15 protein-coding genes and 2 pseudogenes are annotated in these 19,001 nt (G+C 73.6%); 7 read left to right on the top strand and 10 right to left on the bottom strand.

The annotated features are described in order from the left end of the window. Positions 1-24: 24 nt before the first annotated feature. The gene (locus tag ABZW11_RS23975; RefSeq protein ID WP_355420856.1) at positions 25-2,718 is read left to right on the top strand and encodes an AAA family ATPase; all 2,694 of its coding nucleotides are present in this window, start codon (positions 25-27) and stop codon (positions 2,716-2,718) included. Between the two features lie 140 nt (positions 2,719-2,858). On the opposite strand, the gene ABZW11_RS23970 is transcribed toward ABZW11_RS23975, so the two are convergent. From ABZW11_RS23970 to ABZW11_RS23950, 5 genes are read right to left on the bottom strand one after another with little or no spacing between them, the layout of a single operon-like run. Then, on the bottom strand, positions 2,859-3,641 hold the full coding sequence (locus ABZW11_RS23970) for an ABC transporter permease (RefSeq protein ID WP_355420853.1): 783 nt from the start codon (positions 3,639-3,641) through the stop codon (positions 2,859-2,861). Continuing rightward, a complete protein-coding gene (locus ABZW11_RS23965; RefSeq protein WP_355420850.1) occupies positions 3,638-4,564 on the bottom strand; it encodes an ABC transporter permease in 927 nt (308 codons plus the stop codon). Before ABZW11_RS23965 ends, ABZW11_RS23970 begins: the two co-directional genes overlap by 4 nt. Next, entirely contained in the window at positions 4,561-6,093 is a 1,533-nt protein-coding gene (locus ABZW11_RS23960; protein ID WP_355420847.1) for an ABC transporter substrate-binding protein, read from the bottom strand. Before ABZW11_RS23960 ends, ABZW11_RS23965 begins: the two co-directional genes overlap by 4 nt. A gap of 57 nt (positions 6,094-6,150) precedes the next feature. Continuing rightward, positions 6,151-7,311 (bottom strand): MFS transporter, encoded by a 1,161-nt coding sequence (locus ABZW11_RS23955; RefSeq protein ID WP_355420844.1) that lies wholly within the window; start codon positions 7,309-7,311, stop codon positions 6,151-6,153. 23 nt (positions 7,312-7,334) lie between these two features. Then, positions 7,335-8,006: a tetratricopeptide repeat protein gene (locus tag ABZW11_RS23950; RefSeq protein ID WP_355420841.1), complete on the bottom strand. Its 672-nt coding sequence runs from the start codon at positions 8,004-8,006 to the stop codon at positions 7,335-7,337. Positions 8,007-8,367: 361 nt separating this feature from the next. On the opposite strand from ABZW11_RS23950, the pseudogene ABZW11_RS23945 reads away from it, so the two are divergent. Both ABZW11_RS23945 and ABZW11_RS23940 read left to right on the top strand, forming a co-directional pair. Beyond that, positions 8,368-8,598 (top strand): annotated as a pseudogene (locus ABZW11_RS23945) (peptide ABC transporter ATP-binding protein); the annotation flags it as partial. Between the two features lie 346 nt (positions 8,599-8,944). After that, positions 8,945-10,414: pseudogene (locus ABZW11_RS23940) on the top strand (BTAD domain-containing putative transcriptional regulator); the annotation flags it as partial. A 1,686-nt stretch (positions 10,415-12,100) separates the two neighbouring features. On the opposite strand, the gene ABZW11_RS23935 reads toward ABZW11_RS23940, so the two are convergent. The 3 genes from ABZW11_RS23935 to ABZW11_RS23925 all read right to left on the bottom strand — a co-directional run bounded on the left by ABZW11_RS23935 (position 12,101) and on the right by ABZW11_RS23925 (position 14,460). Beyond that, complete coding sequence (locus tag ABZW11_RS23935; protein WP_355420838.1) at positions 12,101-12,937, bottom strand: ABC transporter permease; 837 nt, start codon at positions 12,935-12,937, stop codon at positions 12,101-12,103. Further along, positions 12,934-13,911 (bottom strand): ATP-binding cassette domain-containing protein, encoded by a 978-nt coding sequence (locus tag ABZW11_RS23930; protein WP_355421164.1) that lies wholly within the window; start codon positions 13,909-13,911, stop codon positions 12,934-12,936. The genes ABZW11_RS23935 and ABZW11_RS23930 overlap by 4 nt, the downstream gene beginning before the upstream one ends. Positions 13,912-13,995: 84 nt before the next feature. Continuing rightward, entirely contained in the window at positions 13,996-14,460 is a 465-nt protein-coding gene (locus ABZW11_RS23925; protein WP_355420836.1) for a nuclear transport factor 2 family protein, read from the bottom strand. Positions 14,461-14,659: 199 nt separating this feature from the next. On the opposite strand from ABZW11_RS23925, the gene ABZW11_RS23920 reads away from it, so the two are divergent. Together ABZW11_RS23920 and ABZW11_RS23915 are read left to right on the top strand one after the other, a co-directional pair. Further along, positions 14,660-15,658: a hypothetical protein gene (locus ABZW11_RS23920; protein ID WP_355420834.1), complete on the top strand. Its 999-nt coding sequence runs from the start codon at positions 14,660-14,662 to the stop codon at positions 15,656-15,658. Between the two features lies 1 nt (position 15,659). Continuing rightward, a complete protein-coding gene (locus ABZW11_RS23915) occupies positions 15,660-15,845 on the top strand; it encodes a hypothetical protein (RefSeq protein ID WP_355420832.1) in 186 nt (61 codons plus the stop codon). A gap of 101 nt (positions 15,846-15,946) precedes the next feature. On the opposite strand, the gene ABZW11_RS23910 is transcribed toward ABZW11_RS23915, so the two are convergent. Then, complete coding sequence (locus ABZW11_RS23910) at positions 15,947-16,576, bottom strand: helix-turn-helix domain-containing protein (RefSeq protein ID WP_355420829.1); 630 nt, start codon at positions 16,574-16,576, stop codon at positions 15,947-15,949. A gap of 70 nt (positions 16,577-16,646) precedes the next feature. On the opposite strand from ABZW11_RS23910, the gene ABZW11_RS23905 reads away from it, so the two are divergent. Next, the gene (locus ABZW11_RS23905) at positions 16,647-17,528 is read left to right on the top strand and encodes an NADP-dependent oxidoreductase (protein ID WP_355420826.1); all 882 of its coding nucleotides are present in this window, start codon (positions 16,647-16,649) and stop codon (positions 17,526-17,528) included. On the opposite strand, the gene ABZW11_RS23900 is transcribed toward ABZW11_RS23905, so the two are convergent. Then, on the bottom strand, positions 17,495-18,691 hold the full coding sequence (locus tag ABZW11_RS23900) for an MFS transporter (protein WP_355420823.1): 1,197 nt from the start codon (positions 18,689-18,691) through the stop codon (positions 17,495-17,497). The genes ABZW11_RS23905 and ABZW11_RS23900 overlap by 34 nt on opposite strands. A gap of 81 nt (positions 18,692-18,772) precedes the next feature. Here ABZW11_RS23900 and ABZW11_RS23895 point away from each other — a divergent pair. Then, positions 18,773-19,001: LysR family transcriptional regulator (locus ABZW11_RS23895; protein WP_355420820.1), on the top strand; the 229-nt coding region annotated here is incomplete at its 3' end.

The raw sequence follows: 19,001 nt of genomic DNA, 5'->3' as shown, positions 1-19,001 counted from the left end.
TCTCTGTATTTATATGCTGGCGCGATGATGGCGGAACGTGTGGTCAGCCCGGTTTTCGTGGGCCGGGACGAGGAGCTGGCCGAGCTGGCGGCGGCCCTGGACGCGGCCATCGAGCAGGGCCCCGCGCTGGCGCTCGTGGCCGGCGAGGCCGGCATCGGCAAGTCGCGGCTGCTGGCGGAGTTCGCCCGGTCGCTGGGGCCGCGGTCGCTGGTCGTCGAAGGCACCTGTACGGAGCTGGGCAGCGACAGCCTGCCGTACGCGCCGTTCGTGACCGTGCTGCGCAGCCTGATCCGCGTCGAGGGCGCGCTGCCCGGACCCTACCGGCAGCTGGCCCGCTGGTTTCCCGAGCTGGGTGACGCCGGCGACGCGGAGGGCGGCAGGCACCGGCTGTTCGAGGAGGTGCTGACGCTGGTCGAGCGGGTGGCCGCGAGCCGCCCTGTCGTCGTGACGATCGAGGATCTGCACTGGGCCGACGCCGCCACCCGCGAGCTGCTCGGCTTTCTAGCCAGGAACCTCACCCAGCCCGGCGTGCTCCTGACGATCACTCACCGGCCGTTCGGAACCGGCGACAAGCTGCTGTCGGAGCTGTCCCGCCGCCCGCGCGCCACCCTGCTGCGGCTGGACCGGCTCGACCGGCAGGGCGTGGGCCGCCAGCTCACCGCCATCCTGGGCGCGGAGCCCGACGCGGCCACCGTACGCCGGGTGCACGAGCGCAGCGACGGCAACCCGCTGTTCGTCGAGGCTCTCGCCCGCGCCGGCGAGCGTACCCCCGACAGCCTGCGCAGCCTTCTCCTGCACGGCCCGCGCTCGCTGCCGGCCCCGGCCCGCGAGCTGTTGCGCATCGTCTCGGTGGCGGGCGGCAGGGTCGATCACCGGCTGCTGGAGCGGGTCGCCGGGCAGGGCGGGGCCGAGCTGGACGCCCTGCTGCGCGAGCTGGTCGATCGCAGCCTGCTCGTCATCTCCGGCGACGGCTACGACTTCCGCCACGCGCTGATCCGGCACGTGGTGTACGAGGATCTGCTGCCGGGCGAGCGGGCCCGCCTGCACGCCCGCTACGCCGAGGCGTTGCGCGATTCGGGGGCTCACGCGGAGCTGGCCGCGCACGCCCACGCTGCCGGGGATCTTCGGCTGGCGCTGTCCGCCGCGTACCTGGCCGCGGGGCGGGCGCGCCGCACGTACGCGTACGAGGAGCAGGTCCGCCTGCTCGGCCAGGTGCTCGACCTCTGGGACCCGGAGGTGGACCTGGGCGTCGACCGGATCGACGTGCTGACCGAGATCGCCGAGGCGTGCATGCTGAGCGGCGACTACGCGCGCGGCGTCGAGTACGCCACACAAGGACTGGAGGCCGTGGACGAGCGGCGCGAGCCCGAGCGGGCGGCCCAGCTCCTGGAGCACCGGGGCAGGTTGCGGCACCGGCTGAAGGTGACCGGCGTCTCCGACTGGGAACACGCGCTCGCCCTCCTGCCCGCCGACCCGAAGAGCGTCCAGCGGGGCAGGCTGCTCGGCGTCCTGGCCATGGGCCTGCTGCCCGACGTGGCCAGGGCGCGCGAGCCGTTCGAGGAGGCGCTGGCGATCGGCCGGCGCACCGGCGACCCCACGGTCACCATCCGCGGGCTGCTGGGCGTCGGCCTGATGACGCGCGATCTCGGCATGGTGGCGCAGGCCCGCACGCTCGCCGGGCGGCTCGACGGCCACGACCTGCTCATGACCGTCCCGATGTACGAGGCCATCCTGCACACCATGGCGGGCGACCACCCGAGCGCCGTCGCCGCCGCCCGCGACGGCCTGAGCCGCGCCCTCCGCTACGGCCTGGGCCGCAGCCGCGGCGCCGAGCTCGCCCGCCACGCCGCGCGCGGGCTGATCCTGGCCGGGCGGTGGGACGAGGCGGACGCCCTCCTGCGCGACGGCCTCCAGGAGGATCCGCCGCCGCTCTCACGGCAGGCCCTGCTCGTCCTCAGCGGCCAGCTGTCGCTGCTGCGCGGCGACGTCGATGCGGCGGCCTCCGCCGCATCGGCCGTCGAGCACGTCGAGAGCGACGGCCTGTTCTCCCGCTACCAATTGCTCTGCCTGCTGGCCGTCGCCCAGGGCGCTCCAGGCCGAGCCGACCTGATCCTGGAACGCGCCCTGAAAGACCCCGAACTCACCCGTATCTACTCCAGCGACGCCCGCCCGATCCTGGTGGCCGGCGCCCTCGCCCAGCGAGCCCGGGGTGCCAGGAAGGCCGAGCTGGTCGCGGCCGATGCGCGGCTGGGCGTGGACGGGCGGCTCGACCGCGCCTGGCAGGTCATGCTGCACGCGCTCATCGAGGACGACGGCTGGGATGAGGCCGTGGCGGCCTGGCGGGAGCTGCGGCAGCCGTACGAGCTGGCCCTGTGCCTGTTCCACGGCGCGCGGGCCGCGCTGGAGGCGGGCGACAGGCAGGGCGCGACGACCCGCCTCACCGAGGCCGCCCGGCTGGCCGGCGACCTGGGCGCCGCGCCGCTCGCCCGCGAGATCACCCTGCTCGGCCGCCCCCGCCAGCCTCAGGAGGGTCTGACGGAACGTGAGCAGGACGTGCTGAAGCTGATCGCCGAGGGCCTGAGCAACCGCCAGATCGCCGCCCGCCTGCACATCTCCCCGAGCACGGCCGGCGTCCACGTCTCCCACATCCTCACGAAACTGGGCGCGACGACGCGTACGGAGGCGACGGCCATCGCCTTCCGCAAGGGCCTGGCCTGACCCCTTTGCACGGAAGTTCGACGGCGACCCGCTCAACGCCTCCTCCTGGACCAGGTTCCCCCACCCGATCTTCCAGCGCAGGAGGTGCGGCAGTGGACCTGCAGCCACCTCGCCGCCCAGCACTGGCGCGTCTCCTGACGTCAGACCCCGGACCGCTCGCGCAGGGCGTCCGCCACGAGCGCGAGGGCCAGGCCGGTGCAGGCGAGCGCCAGCGCGGGCACGACCGCGAGCCGGGGCGCCGTGACCAGCAGCGCCGTCGCCTCGCTCACCATGCCGCCCCAGTCGGCACCCGGCGGCAGCCCGATGCCGAGGAACCCGAGCGAGGTCACGGCGATCAGCGTGCGCGCGAAGTCGGCGGTGGCGACGGTCAGCACGGGGCCGGCCAGGTGCGGGGCGATCGTCCTGCGCAGCAGGTAGAGCGGGGACGCGCCGATCGCCCGTACGGCCAGGACGTGGTCGGCCCGCGCCACCCGCCGCGTCGCCGTGTGGGCGACCAGGCCGCAGCTCACCCAGCCGAGCGGCACGAGCGCGGCCAGGACCGTGGCGTACCCGGGCGGCAGCACGCCCGCCAGCGCGAGCGCCAGCGTGAGCCCCGGCAGGGCGAGCGCCACGGTCGCGGCGAAGCGCAGCAGCCGCTCGGTCGCCCCGCCCGCCAGCCCGGCCACCGCGCCGGCGATCGTGCCCAGCGCGGTGGTGACGGCGGTGACGGCGAACGCGACCAGCAGCGAGGTACGGCCCGCCGTGGCCGTCCTGGTGAGCAGGTCCCGGCCGAGCTGGTCGGTGCCCAGCCAGTGCTGCGGACCGGGCGGCAGCAGGGCACGCCCCAGGTCGGGCGCGGAGGGGTCGTACCCGGTCAGCCAGGGCGCGACCAGGCAGAACACGACGACCAGCACGAAGCCGGTGGCCCCGGCGCGGCCCGTCACCGCTCACGCCCCCTCAGCCGCGGGTCCAGGGCCGACAGGCACAGCTCGGTCGCCGCCAGCAGCAGCACCGTCGCCACGGCCACGACCAGCACGTACGCCTGCACGACCGGCACGTCCCGCTGCCTGATCGCCGCCACGGCGAGCTGCCCGAGGCCGGGCCAGGCGAACAGCGTCTCCACCACCACGGCCCCGGCCAGCAGCTCCGCCACCACCAGGCTCATGGCGGTGACCGCGTTCGGCGCGGCCACGCGCAGCGCGTGCACGACGACCGTGCGCCGGCGCCGCAGCCCCTTCGCCGCCGCGAGCCGGACGAACGGCCGCCGCAGCGCCCGCGCCAGGTCCGCGCGCAGCAGCCGCAGCAGCGTCGCGGCCCCGGCCAGGCCGAGCGTGAGCGCGGGCAGCACCACCGAGTCAGGACCGCCGGTGGGCAACAGCCGCAACCCCACCGCGACCACGCTGATCAGCAGAATCCCCACGATGTACGGAGGAACCCCGCCGGCCGCCACCGTCACCAGCGCGAGAATCCGGCTGTCGAGCGCCCGTGGCCGGACCACGGCCGGCAACGCGACGAGCAGCGCGAGTGCCGCCGACACCGCCGCAGCCGCCACAGCCAGCGCCAGCGTGGCCGGCAGCCGCGCCGCGATCTCGGCCGCCACGGGGGAGCGGTCGACGTAGGACCGGCCGAGGTCGCCGCCCAGCACGTCGAGCGCCCACCGCAGATACCGGCTGAACAGCGGCTCGTCCAGCCCCAGCTCCGCGCGCAGCGCCGCCACCGCCGCCGCCGTCGGCTGCCCGCCGCCACGGCGCAGGATCTCCTCGGCGGGATCGCCCGGCGCGAGCGAGGTCAGCAGGAACACCAGCACCGACAGCGCCAGCAGCACGAGCAGCAGCTCCGCCAGGCGGCGCAGGAGGACGGCGATCACGTGCCGGGCGCCAGCTCGCCCAGGTCGGTCACGTACGCCACGTTCTGCCGCACGCCGCCGACCTCGGTGGTCGTGACGATCGGGTTGTCCTGACAGGCGAGGGGGATCATCGGCCGGTCGGCCGCCAGCAGCCGCTGGATGCGGTGGTAGAGCGCGCGGCGCTCGCCCTGGTCGGTCTCCGCCGCCGCCCGGTCCACCAGCGCGTCGAACTCCGAGCTGCGGTAGCCGAGCCGGCGATCCACGTTCCAGGACGCGTCCGAGCGCAGGAAGCGGCGGAACAGGTAGTCGGCGTCGGCGTTCGGCACGCTGTACGCGCTGAGGAAGACGTCGTAGTCGCCGGCCTCCATCGCCGGCTTGGTGGCCTCGGTGACGCTCACCCGCGCCGGCAGCCCCGCCTGCTCGAACGCGGCACGCAGCACCTCGGCGACGTCGGCGTAGGGGAACTGGCCGGTCTCCGCCGCCGAGATCAGGATGGTGACCGGCCGCTCCGGCGCCTTCGCGGCGGACACGAGCGCGCGGGCCCTGCCTGGGTCATAGGGGGTGCCGCCGGGGGCGGCGAGGTCGCCGAAGACCGGGGACAGGAAGCCGGCGCCGGGCTTGGCCGTGCCGGCGAACAGCGTGCCGGCGATGGCTCGCCGGTCGATCGCCAGGTCGGCCGCCTCGCGCAGGCGCGGGTCCGAGAACGGCGGGCGCGAGGCGTTGAAGGTCAGGTAGTGCGTCAGCACCGACGGGCTGCGCACCACGCGGAAGCGGCCGTCGGCGGCGACCGCGGCGACCTGCGCGGGCAGCAGCGCGCCCTTGTCGATCAGCCCGTCCACCTCGCCGGCGCGTAACGCGGCGACGCGGGCGTTGGCGTCGGGGATCACCTTGACCACGATCGTGTCGTACGCGGGCGCGCCGCCGTGGTGATGCGGGTTGGCGGTGAGCACCGCCTGCTGCCCCTTGGTCCAGCTCGCCAGCGTGTACGGCCCGGTGCCGATCGGCCGGTCGCCGAACGAGCCGCCGCCCGCGAACGCCTTCGGCGACTGCACCATGCTGAAGAACCCGGCCAGCCGGCCCGGCAGGTCGGCCACGCCCTCCTTCAGCTCGAACACCACCTTGCCGTCCTCGGCCCGCACCCGCCCGAGCCTGCCGTACGCGGCCTCCATGCCCGCGTCGAGGCTGAAGAAGGCCGACTGCCGGGGCGCGATGCGCAGGAACCGCTCGACGTTGGCCACCACCGACTCGGCGGTCAGCGGCGTGCCGTCGCTGAAGCGCACCCCCTGCCGCAGCGTGAACGTCCACCGCCGCCCCTCGTCCGCGCTGCCCCACGAGGTGGCCAGCGCAGGGACCGGCCGCAGCTCGTCGTCCACGGTCACCAGCGGCTCCCACACCCGTAAGGTCTCGTGGACGAAGTACGGATCCTCCGGCCCGGCGACCAGGTCGCGTGGAGCGGCCAGGGTGAGCTTCCTTCCGTCCTGCTCGGCCTGGCCGCAGCCGGCCAAGGCCGCCAGCAGCGCCAGCACCATGATCACCGATCGTTTGCGCACTCGATCCTCCCGCCCGCCGTCATCCGAAGGCAACGATAACCGTGTTCATCTCTCGCGTCACAAGCGGTGGTAGGCCAGCAGGGCGAGCGCCGCGACCGCGCAGGCGGCGGCCACCGCGCCCATGACCCAGCCGTACCCGGCCGCCTGGGCCAGGGCGACGGCGGCGAGCGGGGCGGCGGCCTTGTCGGCGACCGCGAACAGCGCGATCCGGCCCGACAGGCTGGCGTAGGCGGTGGTGCCGTACCGCTCGGAGAGCAGGTGCGGCAGCGTGATCGTGCCCACCCCGAACCCGATCCCGAACAGCAGCACGCACCCGATCGCCCCCGCCGCGCTCCCCGCCACCACCGGCATCAGCAGCGTGCCCGCGCCCTGCACCGCGAAGACGCCCGCCGCGACCGGGGCGGCGGCCCAGCGGCGGCGCAGGCCGGTGGTGACCACGCGGCCGGTGACCGACAGCACGCCGAGCAGCCCGGCGACGGTCGCGGCGAACACCGGCGGATGCCCGAGGTGGATCAGGTAGGTGACCAGCAGGACCGCGATGGTCGCCACCGCGCCGTTGTGCGCCGTGAACGCCGCCGCAAGCAGCCAGAAAGGGCGCCCACGTACGGCGGACCTGACCAGGTCGCCCCTGGTCGTGGCGGTGGCCTCGGCGGCCTGGTGCGCGGGCCCGCGCAGGACCAGGGCGTGCAGCGGGATCGCGGCCAGGCCGTAGCCGAGCCCGAGCACGACCAGGGCCTGGCGCCAGCCGTAGAGCTCGACCAGCAGTCCGGACAGCGGCAGGAACACCGCCGACGCGAACCCGGCCACGATCGTCACCGCCAGGAGGGCGTTCGCCCTGCCCCGCCCGTACGCCGGCCCGTCGAACCAGGCCATGATCACGGCGAAGGCGGGCTCGTACAGCACCATCGCCGACGCCACCCCGATCGCCACGAACACCCCGTACAGCTGGAGCAGGGTGTGAACCTGCGACCAGCCCAGGACGGCCAGCGTGCCGAGCACCGACCCCGCCGTCATCAGGCCGCGCCCGCCGCGGGCGTCCAGCCACCGGCCCGCGAACGGCGCGCACAGCGCGGTGGTCGCGACGGCGAGGGTGAGCGCGGCGGCGACCTGCGTCCCGCCGGCGCGCAGGTCGCGGGTCATGGGGGTGAGGAAGACGGAGAAGGCGTAGTAGAGCACGCCGTATCCGATGGTCTGGGTGACGGCCAGGGCCGCGACCATGCGCCATCCCTGGTGGAAGCGGCTTATGGCCGGCCTCGCAGGACCGCCCGCAGGTTGGCCCGCACCAGCGTCGTCGTGGGGTGGCCGGGGCCCAGCACCCGCTCGCACTCGGCCAGCGCCCGTTTCAGCAGGGGAGTGGCGCGGCGCACGTCACCGGCCGCGTGATAGGCGGCGGCCAGGTTGTTGCGGGAGGTGAGCGTGTCGGGGTGGTCGTGGCCCAGGACGCGTTCGCGCGCCCAGCCGGCCGGGTCACGCGGCGAAGGGGCGGGCCGCACGTCGGCGACCTCGTCGACGTTGTCCAGCACCAGCAGCCAGCCCTGGCGGGCGGCCAGCCAGGCCGTGGCCCGCTCGGCCAGCGCCTCCAACGGCAGTGCCGTGGTCAGCTCCGGCTGCAGGGCGACCGCCAGCCCTTCTCGCCGATCGCGACGGAACGCTCGCCGGCGGCGACGGCGCCCGCGCCGAACTCGGCGACCAGCTCCCGCAGCTCGGCCTCGGCGGCGGGATCGTCCTCCAGCAGGTTCGCTCAGCCGCGACCGCCACGCCGCCTCCTGCTCGGCGCGGGCCGGCTCCAGCTCGGCCCCGGTCCGGCCGACGAGCTCCTGCCGCGAGCGCTCCAGCCGCCGCACCACGACCTCCTCCCGCTCAGGGTCGCCCAGCCTGATCAACCGGGCGAACCGCTGCTCACGGACGTCCACGCATCGGTGGTCATCTCCGACACCAACGTCGTGGCCCCCGCCGCGGCCGACGCCGCCAACGCCTCACTCCACATCGTGCCCCTCCTGCCCGCCGAGACAAGTACTCCGTCCTGTTTGACCGCGAAACGATCGAGGAAGTTCCGCGAGCACAGTCCCGGGCATAGGTTCCGATCACAACGAGCACTATCACGAACTGCTCATTCGAGAGAGCCCACAGAGTGCGAAAAGGCCCTGGACGTCGGCTGCCCTCTTCACCGAGCCACAGGAAGCATGAGCGAGGGGTCAGGCCGGGTGCCGGCCCAGTTCGGGCCCCAGTTCGGTGGCGATGTCGGTGAGGATCTGGACGTAGTCCCGCGCCGCGCTGCGCGCCTTCCGCCGCGGCGGCGCCGTCCAGTACGTCTTCCAGGACCCGCTGCGCAGCCTCGACCCCGACCGCACCGTCTTCGACACCCTCGTCGAGGGCCTCGCCGTCCGCGGCCGGAGCCGTGCCGAGCTGCGAGAGGCCGCCGAGGACGTCGCGCGGCTCGTCTTCCTGACGGCCGGCCTGCTGCCCAGGCATCCCGGCGAGCTGTCGGGCGGCCAGCGGCAGCGGGCCGCCATCGGGCGGGCGATCGCGGTCGGCCCCCGGCTGCTGATCTGCGACGAGCCGGTCAGCGCGCTCGACGCCTCGACCCGCATCACGATCCTCGAACTCCTGCTGCGCCTGCGCGAGACCCGCGACCTCGAGCGGCCAAGACCCTCCCGAAGGCCCGCCTGGCCGTCGTCAGGGGCGCCCGCCACGACGTGGTCAACGACCTCCAGCACCGCTCGGTCGCCGCCGAGATCGTCACCTGCCTGGAGGCGCTGCGCGACAACCTGGTCCCCGCCGTCACCGTGGAGACCACCACCTGGTGATCATCGAACAGCGGGGCGGGCGCCGCTCGTCCTAAGCTGTCGGTATGTCCCCCGCTCTGGTTCTGCTGGACGGCCTGCGCTGGCAGGGTGCCCGCGTGTCCGGCGATCGAGCCCACACGCTGCTGGCCCTGCTCGCCCTGCACGGCCGCGCGGGGGTCGGCGACGAACGGCTGGTGGCGGAGCTGTGGCCGGAGGACCCGCCGGCCAACCCGACGAAGGCGCTGCAGGTCGTCGTCTCCCGCACCAGGGCGGCGACCGGCGCGGCCGTCGTGGAGCGCACGCCGCGCGGCTACCGGCTCGGACTGCCCGCGGAAGACGTGGACGTCCTGCTGCTCGAAGCGCTGGCCGAGCGCGCCCGCGACGCGCTGGCCCGCGGCGACACGGAGCACGCCGTCCGGCACGCGGAAGAGGCGCTGGCCATGACGTCCGCACTCGACGGCGCCGACCGGGTGGCGGGCGCGCTGTCCGAGCTGCGCGACCTCGCCGCCGCCTGCGCCGCCGAGGCCCGCAGGGTGGCGGCGATCGCCCACTCGCGCGCCGGCGCGCACTACCAGGCCCTGCCGCTGCTTGAGCAGGCCGCCGCCGGCCGCCCCCAGGACGAGGAGCTGCTGGCCTGCCTGCTGCGCAGCGAGTCCGCCGTCCGCGGCGCGCCCGCCGCGCTCGAGCGCTACGAGCGCCACCGCGCCGAGCTGGCCGCCCGCCTCGGCACCGGGCCGGGCCCCGGGCTGGCCCGCGTGCACGCCGAGCTGCTGGCCGCCGACCGTCCGGTGCGCCAGGGCATCCTGTACGACGGCTCCACCCTGCTCGGCCGCGAGGACGACGTCCGCGCGCTGCACGCCCTGCTGCACGCCCACCGGGTGGTCTCCATCGTCGGCCCCGGCGGGCTGGGCAAGACCCGGCTGGCCCACGTCGTCGGCAGGCACGCCGCGCAGCCCGTCGCCCACTTCGTCGAGCTGGTCGGCGTCTCCTCCCCTGAGGGCGTGGTGGGGGAGGTCGGCTCGGCGCTCGGGGTGCGCGACTCGATCAGCGGCCGCCGCATCCTGACCGCCGAGCAGCGCTCCGACGTACGCGCCAGGATCGCCCAGCAGCTCTCCCGGACGCCCGCGCTGCTGATCATCGACAACTGCGAGCACCTGATCGAGGCCGTCGCCGACCTGGTGGCGTTCCTCACCGTGACGACCCGCGACCTGCGGGTGCTGATCACCTCCCGCGCCCCGCTGTCCATCCCCGCCGAGCGCGTCTACCTGCTGGGCGAGCTGCCGAGGCAGGACGCGGTCGAGCTGTTCCGCCAGCGCGCCACGGCCGCCCGCCCCGGCGTCCTGCTCGACGACGCGACGGTCGAGCAGGTCGTCGCCCGCCTCGACGGGCTGCCGCTGGCGATCGAGCTGGCCGCCGCCAGGGTGCGGGTGATGGCGGTGGCGGAGATCGAGCGGCGGCTGGCCGACCGGTTCGCCCTGCTGCGCGGCGGCAACAGGACCGCCCCCGACCGCCACCGCACGCTGCTCGCCGTCATCGACTGGTCCTGGAACCTGCTGGATGAGCCCGAGCGCCGGGCGCTGCGCTGGATGTCGCTGTTCGGCGACGGCTTCACCCTCGCCGCGGCAGAGGCCGTCCTCGGTGCCGACGCCCTGCACGCCGTGGACGCCCTGGCCGAGCAGTCGATGCTGAGCGTCCGCGAGACCGCCCACGGCCTGCGCTACCGCATGCTGGAGACGGTCAGGGAGTTCGGCAGGATGAAGCTGAAGGAGGCTGGTGAGGAGGAGCCCGCCCGGCGGGCGCAGCTCGCATGGGCGGCGGCCTACTCGCTCGGCCACGCCACCCGGCTGTTCGGCCCCGAGGAGTTCGCGGCCGCCGACGCGCTGCGCGCCGAGGAGGGCAACCTCGCCGACCTGCTCAGGCAGGCGCTCGCCGAGCCCGACCCGGCCACGACCGTGCGGCTGCTGGCCGGCCTCGGCACGATGTGGTCGGTACGCGGCGAACACGAGCGCATCCTCGTGCACGGCGACGCCATCAGCGAGGCGCTCGGCGGCTGGAGCCCGCCGCCCGACCTGGTCGAGGTGACCAGGGCGGCGACGCTGGTCACGCTCTCCAACATCATGTTCGTCGCCGAGCAGCGCGGCTCCGCGCTGCTCGGCCTGCTGCGCAGGCTGCCCGTCAGCGCCGATACCGACCCCCGCATGGCGGCGCTGACCGTGGTGACGCTCGCCGGCGAGGGGCTCGACACCCCCGCCATGCTGGAGCGGCTGGCCGAGCTGTCCGCGAGCGACGACGAGTACGTCGCGTTCGCGGCCACGCGGCAGCGCGCCCACCTGCTGGAGAACGCGGGCGACGTGGCGGGCGCCGTCGAGGCCGCCGAGCAGACCGTGGCGCTGCTGAAGCAGGACGACGGCCAATGGCTCGGCGCGATCATGCACGCCATGCAGGCCCACCTGATCCTGCAGCTCGGCGACCGCCGCAGGGCCGTCGAGCACGCCAGGATCGCCCTGCCCGTGCTGCACCGCATCGGCGCCTCAGACGACGAGGCGCAGCTGCGGGCGGTGCTGGTGTCGGCCGCCATCGCCGACGGCGACCTCGATCGCGCGGAGGCCGAGCTGGCCGTCATCGGACGCATCAACGACACCGAGCCGGTGATGGGCGGGGTGGCGACGCTCGCGCTGTGCTCCGCCGAGATCGCGCTGGCCAGGGGCGAGACCGACAGCGCGCTCGCCGCGTTCAGGCTGGGCGTGCAGCGGGCGCGCGAGCTGCGGGTGCCCGGCATGACGGACGTGGAGGCGGCCCCGTGGACGGTCGTCGCCGAGTCGATCGCGCTGACCGCGCACGCGTACCACGCCAGAGGCGACGACGTCCGCTACGGCGGGCGGCTGTTCGCCGACATCGCCCGCCACGACCTGCTCTCGCCCCACAACCCCCACCTCGACTACCCGATGTGCGGGTCGATGCTCTTCGGGCTGGGCGCCTGGGGGCTGCTGCGCGGCGCCATGCCCGCGGAGCCCGCGATCAGGCTGCTGGTGCTGGCCGAGCGGTTCTCGTACAACGTCCTGCTGCCGAGCATGGCGATCGAGCGCATCGAGCCGCACGCCGAGCGGGCCGCGCCCGGCCTGCTCGCTGCCGTCCGCGCCGAGTACGGCGACCGGCGCGGCGCCGGCCTGCTCAGGGAGGCGCAGCGGTTCGTCGAGCAGGCCGGAGAGCTGACGGGCGCGTCACAGGTGCCGTTTGTAGCTGCGGACCGACAGCGGCGCGAAGATCGCGATGACGGCCAGGCCGGCGACGATCGTCCAGGCCACCTCACCGGAGACGGTGGCGTGGTTGGCCAGGTCGCGGGCCGCCGTGACCAGGTGTGAGACCGGGTTGACCCGGACGAACGCGGCCAGCCACCCGGGCAGGCTCTCCACCGGCACGAACGCGTTCGACAGGAACGTCAGCGGAAACAGGATCATCATGGAGAAGCCCTGCACGGCCTGGGCGCTCCTGGCGATCGTGCCGATCCAGGTGAAGATCCACGCCAGCGACCAGCCGGTGAAGACGGCCAGCAGGATCGCGGCGAGCACGCCGCCCGCCCCGCCGCCCGGGCGGTAGCCCATCACCAGGCCCATGGAGAAGGTCAGCGTGGCCGCGATCGCGTAGCGCGACAGGTCGGCCACCATGGGGCCGGCGAGCGGCGCGATCCGGGCGATGGGCAACGACTTGAACCGGTCGAAGACGCCCTTCTCCATGTCCTCGCGCAGTTGCGTACCGGTGGCCATGCACGTCGTCAGCACGGTCTGGGCGAGGATGCCGGGGATCATCAGCGGCAGGTAGCTCTCGACGTCGCCGGCGATGGCGCCGCCGAAGACATAGGCGAACATCGCGGTGAACAGGATGGGCTGCAACGCCACGTCGAAGAACTGCTCGGGGTTGCGGCGCATCTTCTTCAGCGCCCGCCACGCCATCGCCATGGTCTGGCTGACGGTCTCCGCCACGGAGACGCGCCGGCGGGCGGCGGCCACCCGGGCGGCGGCGTCGACGGTCTCGCGGGTGGGTGCGATCGTGGTGGTCATCGGTCCTCCTCGGTGTCGTCGCCGTCCGTCTCGTGGCCGGTGAGGGCGAGGAACACCTCGTCCAGGCTGGGCTTGGCGACGCTGACCGACGCGATCGGCACCCCGGCCGTGCGCAGCGCGATCAGCACCTCCCCGGCCAGGTCGGACTGGTCGAGCGCGACGTTCAGCCGGCCCCGCTCCGGGCTCAGCACCGGCTCGGAGCCGAGCACGCGCCGCACCACCCCTACGGCGGCGGGCACGTCGGCCGGGTCGGCGAGCAGTAGCTGCAGCGTGGAGTCGCCGACCGTGGTCTTCAGCTCGTCGGGGGTGCCCTCGGCGACCTTGCGGCCGTGGTCGATGACCGCGACGCGGTCGGACAGCTGGTCGGCCTCGTCCAGATACTGGGTGGTCAGCAGCACCGTGCAGCCGTCGGCGACCAGCCCGCGGATCGTCTCCCACATCTGGCCGCGGGTGCGCGGGTCGAGGCCGGTGGTCGGCTCGTCCAGGAAGATCAGCGGCGGCCTGGTGATGAGGCTGGCCGCCAGGTCGAGGCGGCGCCGCATGCCGCCGGAGAACTGCGCGATCGGCTTGTCGGCGGCGTCCAGGAGCCCGAAGCGGCTCAGCAGGTCGTCGCCGACGCTGCGGGCGCGGGCGCCGGGCAGGCCCTGGAGGCGGCCGAAGAGCCAGAGGTTCTCGCGGGCGGTCAGGTTCTCGTCGACGGAGGCGTACTGGCCGGTGACGCCGACGAGCTGGCGGATGACGTGCGGGTCGCGGGCCACGTCGACCCCGAAGATCTCGGCCCGGCCCCCGTCGATCGCCAGCAACGTGGCCAGCATCCGCAACATGGTGGTCTTACCCGCGCCGTTCGGGCCGAGGATGCCGAAGATCTCGCCGGTCCGCACGTCGAGGTCGACGCCGTCGACCGCGCGGTGCGTCCCGAACGTCTTCGCCAGCCCCTCGGCACGGACGGCCACGCCGGGTGGAATGTCGGTCATGCTCATGACAGCACTCTCGGCGGCCCGGGTTTCACCGCGCCCTCGACCGGGTTTCACGAGCCGGCGCCGCCATGAAACTCCTGCTCAGACGGCCGTGTCCGGTCGGCAGGCGTCGGCGATCGCTCCGGGGTCCCAATAGAAGGGGCGGCATTCGAGCATGCGTCCGTCCTTGACGGTGATCAGCTGCACGATCAAGGTGTCGACCTCACGGCCGGTGGCACGGGCGCGGAAGCGCACCCGGTTCCGCACGACCACGGTGTCCCCGTCGCCCCAATGCTCCTGCTCCAGGAACTCCATCGACTCCCAGACCTCACTGAACCGGGCCAGGAACCGCTCCATGCCGTCGTGGCCGCGCCAGGTTCCTGAGCCGGTGAAGGGCAGCCCGGGAGCCTGATGCAGGATCACCTCCGGATCCAGATGGGCCGCGACGTCGTCGTAGCTCGCCTTGCCGAATCCACCCGCGGCCACGTAGGCGGCCTCGGCCTGGTAGATCCTCTGCATCACCGTCCAGGCGCCGGCCTGGTCACTTGCCGTGATCGCTGTACTCATGGCGCCAGCATCGCCGACCGGGACGATCTCCGCTGGCGGCTATCAGACCTTTGAACCGTGCCTGCTCGATGCCGGCCGGCGCACGCCACCTCGCGCCGCCGGGACCGACGCTTGAGTAGGCGTTACTCATGTGGAACCGGGCGTGCCGCACCCATCCTGATGAGAACGGCTCCGCAGAGCACAACGGGAGGGGATGGCCATGATCTACATCACGCTGGAGAGTTTCCGCTGTCACAGCGAGACCAGCGAGGTCGGCTCGGACGAACCGTACATGATCGTCGCCGCGGTCGACCTCAGGCCGCCGAACTCGCCCGTGCCCAGGTCGCGCGTCTACCGGTACGGCCCCTTCGGCGACGTGGACGGCCAGGAGACGCACCAGGTGCCGTTCCAGTCGTTCTGGGGCCTGGCGGGCGAGGAGCGGGCGCTGCCCAACCCGGACGACGCCATCTTCATCGTCGGCATCATGGAGAACGACAACGGCGATCCGGAGAACCTGCGCGGCATCGTCGCCGCCACCGTCTCCGGCACCATCGCCGCCACCCTGGGCACGCCCCGCCCGAACATCGTCGGCCGGCTGCTCGAGGACATCAATTCCGCGCTCAAGACCGTCACCGGAGCCCCGAACTTCGACGACCAGGTCGGCCCGCCCCGCGAGGTGCGCTTCACGCCCGGCGACATCGCGCTGGCCGAGACGGGCAACCCGGCCCGGCAGTCGCTGCGCGTCCAGGGGGACGGCGGCGACTACACGGTGACGTTCAAGGCGATCAACCGCGGTCAGGCCGCCTGGCGGTTCTGCGTGCGCTGCCGCGGCCTGTTCTTCGACGGCTACCCCGCCAAGGGCGTCTGCCCGGCGGGCGGCGGTCACGCCGCCGCCGGGTGGATCTTCTTCCTGCCGCACGACCGGCCGGGGCCGCTGGGCGGGCAGGACCAGTGGCGGTTCTGCGACAAGTGCTTCTCCATGTTCTGGAGCGGCGACCCCGCCAACCAGGGGCGCTGCCCGGCGGGCGGCGCTCACAACAGGCAGGGCTACATGTTCTTCCTGCCGCACGACCACAACGGCCCCGGGCAGACCGAGTGGCGCTTCTGCGACAAGTGCCGGGTGATGTTCTGGAACGGCGAGGCCAACAAGGGAGTCTGCGGCGCCGGCGGCGGCCACCGCGCCGCGGGCTTCGTCTTCAAGCTCGACTTCACCCCCTGACGTGGCACCCGCCCCTGGCCTCACGGCACCCCGGTGCGGCGGGGCCGAGCCGCCGGGCAACTCCTGCATGATCGTGGTCGCCACCGACGCCCCGCTCGGCGCCCTCTTCAAGGCCACGACCACCACAGGGCAGGGCCGCACGAGCCACGCCGTCCCCTACGACCGGCTCCGGCGCGAGCGGCCCTGACCTCAACGGCCGGGGGCCTCAGCGCGGGCCCCGCCGCCCTCGAGCATGAGCGAAACCGCCGCTGTCCTCACGGGCCGGCGGGATCGCCCTCCTTGCGCCTGCTACGAAGGTGCGGAGTCTGCGTGATCTTCGGCTATGGCCGCCGGTCGCACGAGTGAGGGGGCCGCCGTTTCCCAGGCCGCCTCGATCATCTCGAAGACCTCGTCCACGGTCGCCTCCGGGTCGGTGGACTCGCGGGCCAGGGAGAAGGCGTCGATCGCGAACCTGGCGATCGTCCGGCAGGCCGTCGTCTCCGGCGGCAGCCCGAAATGGGCGGTGAGGGCCGCGGCCAGCGCGCGTGCGTGGCGCAGCCGCATGGACTCCTCGTACGCCCGCAGCGCCGGCACCTCGTCGATCATGCGCCACAGCGGGGCGGCGTCCTCGCTGGTGCAGTGGCGTACGAGGGCGTGGATCTCCCGCCGGAGTGCGGGCATGAGCGGCTCGTGCGGCGCCCGGCCGTGGACGGCCTGGACGAGGCGCTGCTCGAAGTTCTCGTCCTGGTCGAACACCAGCGCCTCTTTCCCGGCGAAGTGCGCGAAGACCGTGGTGACCGCCACGTCGGCCTCGGCGGCCACGTCGCGGATGCCCACGGCGTCGTAGCCCCGCTCCATGAAGAGGCGCAGCGCGGCGTCGGCGATCTTCTGACGGGTCGCCGCCTTCTTGCGTTCGCGACGTCCGGTGGGCACGGTCATGCGCTGATGCTACCAGCAACGAAACAAAAACGGTTTTGAAATCCTAACAGTTAGTGTTACGGTCGGCGGCATGAAGAAAGTGAGCTTCGCCGCGTACGGCGGCCCTGACGTCCTGCACCTCATCGACGCCGAGGAGCCCCACCCGGGCCCCGGCCAGATCCGCATCGCGGTACGCGCCGCCGGCGTCAACCCCTACGACTGGCGGGTCCGCGAAGGCATGAACCAGGTCGAGCTGCCCGCCGGCATCGGCCTCGACGCCGCCGGGGTGGTGGACGAGATCGGCCCCGGCGTCGAAGACGTGGAGATCGGCGACCCGGTCTTCGGCGAGGGCCACGAGACCTACGCCGAGTACGCCGTCCTGGACGCCTGGACCCGCATCCCCGACGGCCTGACGTTCGAGGAGGCGGCCGGCTACCCGTCGGTGATGGAGACCGCGCTGCGCGTCATCCGCGAGACCGGCGTGCAGCCCGGGCAGAGGCTGCTGGTCAGCGGCGCGGCCGGGGGAGTGGGGTCGGCGGTGCTGCAGGTGGCCCGCGACCGCGGCATCGCGGTGATCGGCACCGCGGGGGCCGCGAACCAGGACTACGTACGCGGCCTGGGCGCCCGCGCCACCACCTACGACGCGGGCTGGCCCGACCGGGTGCGCGAGCTCGGCCCGGTGGACGCCGCCATCGACGTGGCCGGGGCAGGCGTCGTCGGCGACCTGGTCGAGCTGACCGGTGACCCGCGCCGGGTGATCTCCATCGCCGACCTGGACGCCCCGAAGTTCGGCGTCCGCTTCTCCAGCGTGGCGGGCAGCATGCCGGAGGCGCTCGCCGAGACCGTCCGCCTCATCGGCCTCGGCAGGCTGCACATCCCGGTCGAGAAGGCGTACGCGCTGGCCGACGCCGCGCAGGCGCACGTCGACAGCCAGGCGGGTCACACGAGGGGCCGCCGCGTCCTGCTCGTCTGAGCGGCGAGGACGAGCAGCAGCGCGGCCGCGGTGAGCCCGATCCCGAACCAGACGACGCTGGACACCCCAAGCCGGTCGGCGAACACCCCGCCCACCAGCGCCCCCAGCGCGATGGAGGTGTTGTACGCCATCGTGTTGAGCGACATCGCGGCCTCGAACGTCTCGGGAGCGGCCGCCTGCGTCATGGTGACCTGGCTCAGCTGCACCACGCCGAACGCCACCCCCCACACGACCAGCGTGACGACCGCCCCGGCCGCGCTATGACCGAGGAAGAGCAGCGCCAGCAGCGACGCCACCAGCCCGGCGCTCCCGACGAGGAAGCCGCCCCTGGCGTTCCTGGCCACGACGGGCCCGGCGACGAGGTTCCCGATCGCGCCGCCGACGCCGTACGCCATCAGCGTGACCGTCACGAACAGCGGCGTCGCGCCGGCGTGCTCCTCCAGGAACGGCCGCACGAACGTGTAAGCCCCGAAGTGCCCGAGCACGAACAGCACGACAGCCGTCAGCACCAGCCGCAGCGGCCCGTTGCGCAGCGGCAGCAGGAACACCTCCCGCACCGACACCGCGTTCGCCGAGGGCAGCGAGGGGACGAGCACGGCGACCGCGACGAACACCAGCGCGCTCAGCCCGCTCCAGATGAGAAAGGTGGTCCGCCAGTCGGTCAGGTTCTCCAAGGTCGTGCCCAGGGGGATGCCGGCCACCGCGCCGATGGAGATGCCCGACATGACCACCGACGCCGCCCGGCTCGCGTGCCGCTCGGGCACCAGCCGCATCGCCATGGCCACACCGATCCCCCAGAACACGCCGCTGGCGAACCCCATCACCAGCCGTGTGCCCAGCACCAGGGGATAGCTGGGCGACACGGCGGTGACCAGGTTGCCCAGGGTCAGCACCGCGAGCAGCGTCGCCAGCAGCACGCGCCGATTGACCCGCCTGGTCCACGCCACGATGAACGGCACTCCCAACCCGGCCGACACCCCCATCAACGTCACCATCAGCCCGGCGGCGCCGACCGAGATGTCCAGGCCGGCGCTGATGGGGGTGAGCAGGCCGACGGGCATCAGTTCGGTGGTGAGGAAGACGAACAGGCTGGCGGTGATCGCCGCGACTCCGAGCCACGGCCGCACGGCGGACTCGTGCCGCACTTCTTGCTGCAAGGTCATGCGTTCCAGGGTGGTGGAGGGACGATCGATGAGTCCAACACATCTTTGTCATCGTGATCGATCGTGCTGCACGATGGATGCATGGAGCTGCAACAGCTGAAGTACGTCGTCGCGGTCGCCGAGACACTGAACTTCACCCGCGCCGCCGAGCGCTGCCGCGTCGTCCAGTCGGCGCTCAGCCACCAGATCGCCGCGCTCGAACGCGAGCTCGGCGCCCGGCTGTTCGAGCGCACCAGCCGCAGGGTCCGGCTGACACCGGCCGGTGAGGCGTTCCTGCCGGAGGCCCGCGCCTGCCTGGAGGCCGCCGGCC

Source organism: Nonomuraea sp. NPDC004580 (genome assembly GCF_040609855.1).
Taxonomy (GTDB): Bacteria; Actinomycetota; Actinomycetes; order Streptosporangiales; family Streptosporangiaceae; genus Nonomuraea; species Nonomuraea salmonea.
The sequence above is the reverse complement of the archived record's forward strand: the minus strand, read 5'-3'. Positions and strand labels throughout refer to the sequence as shown.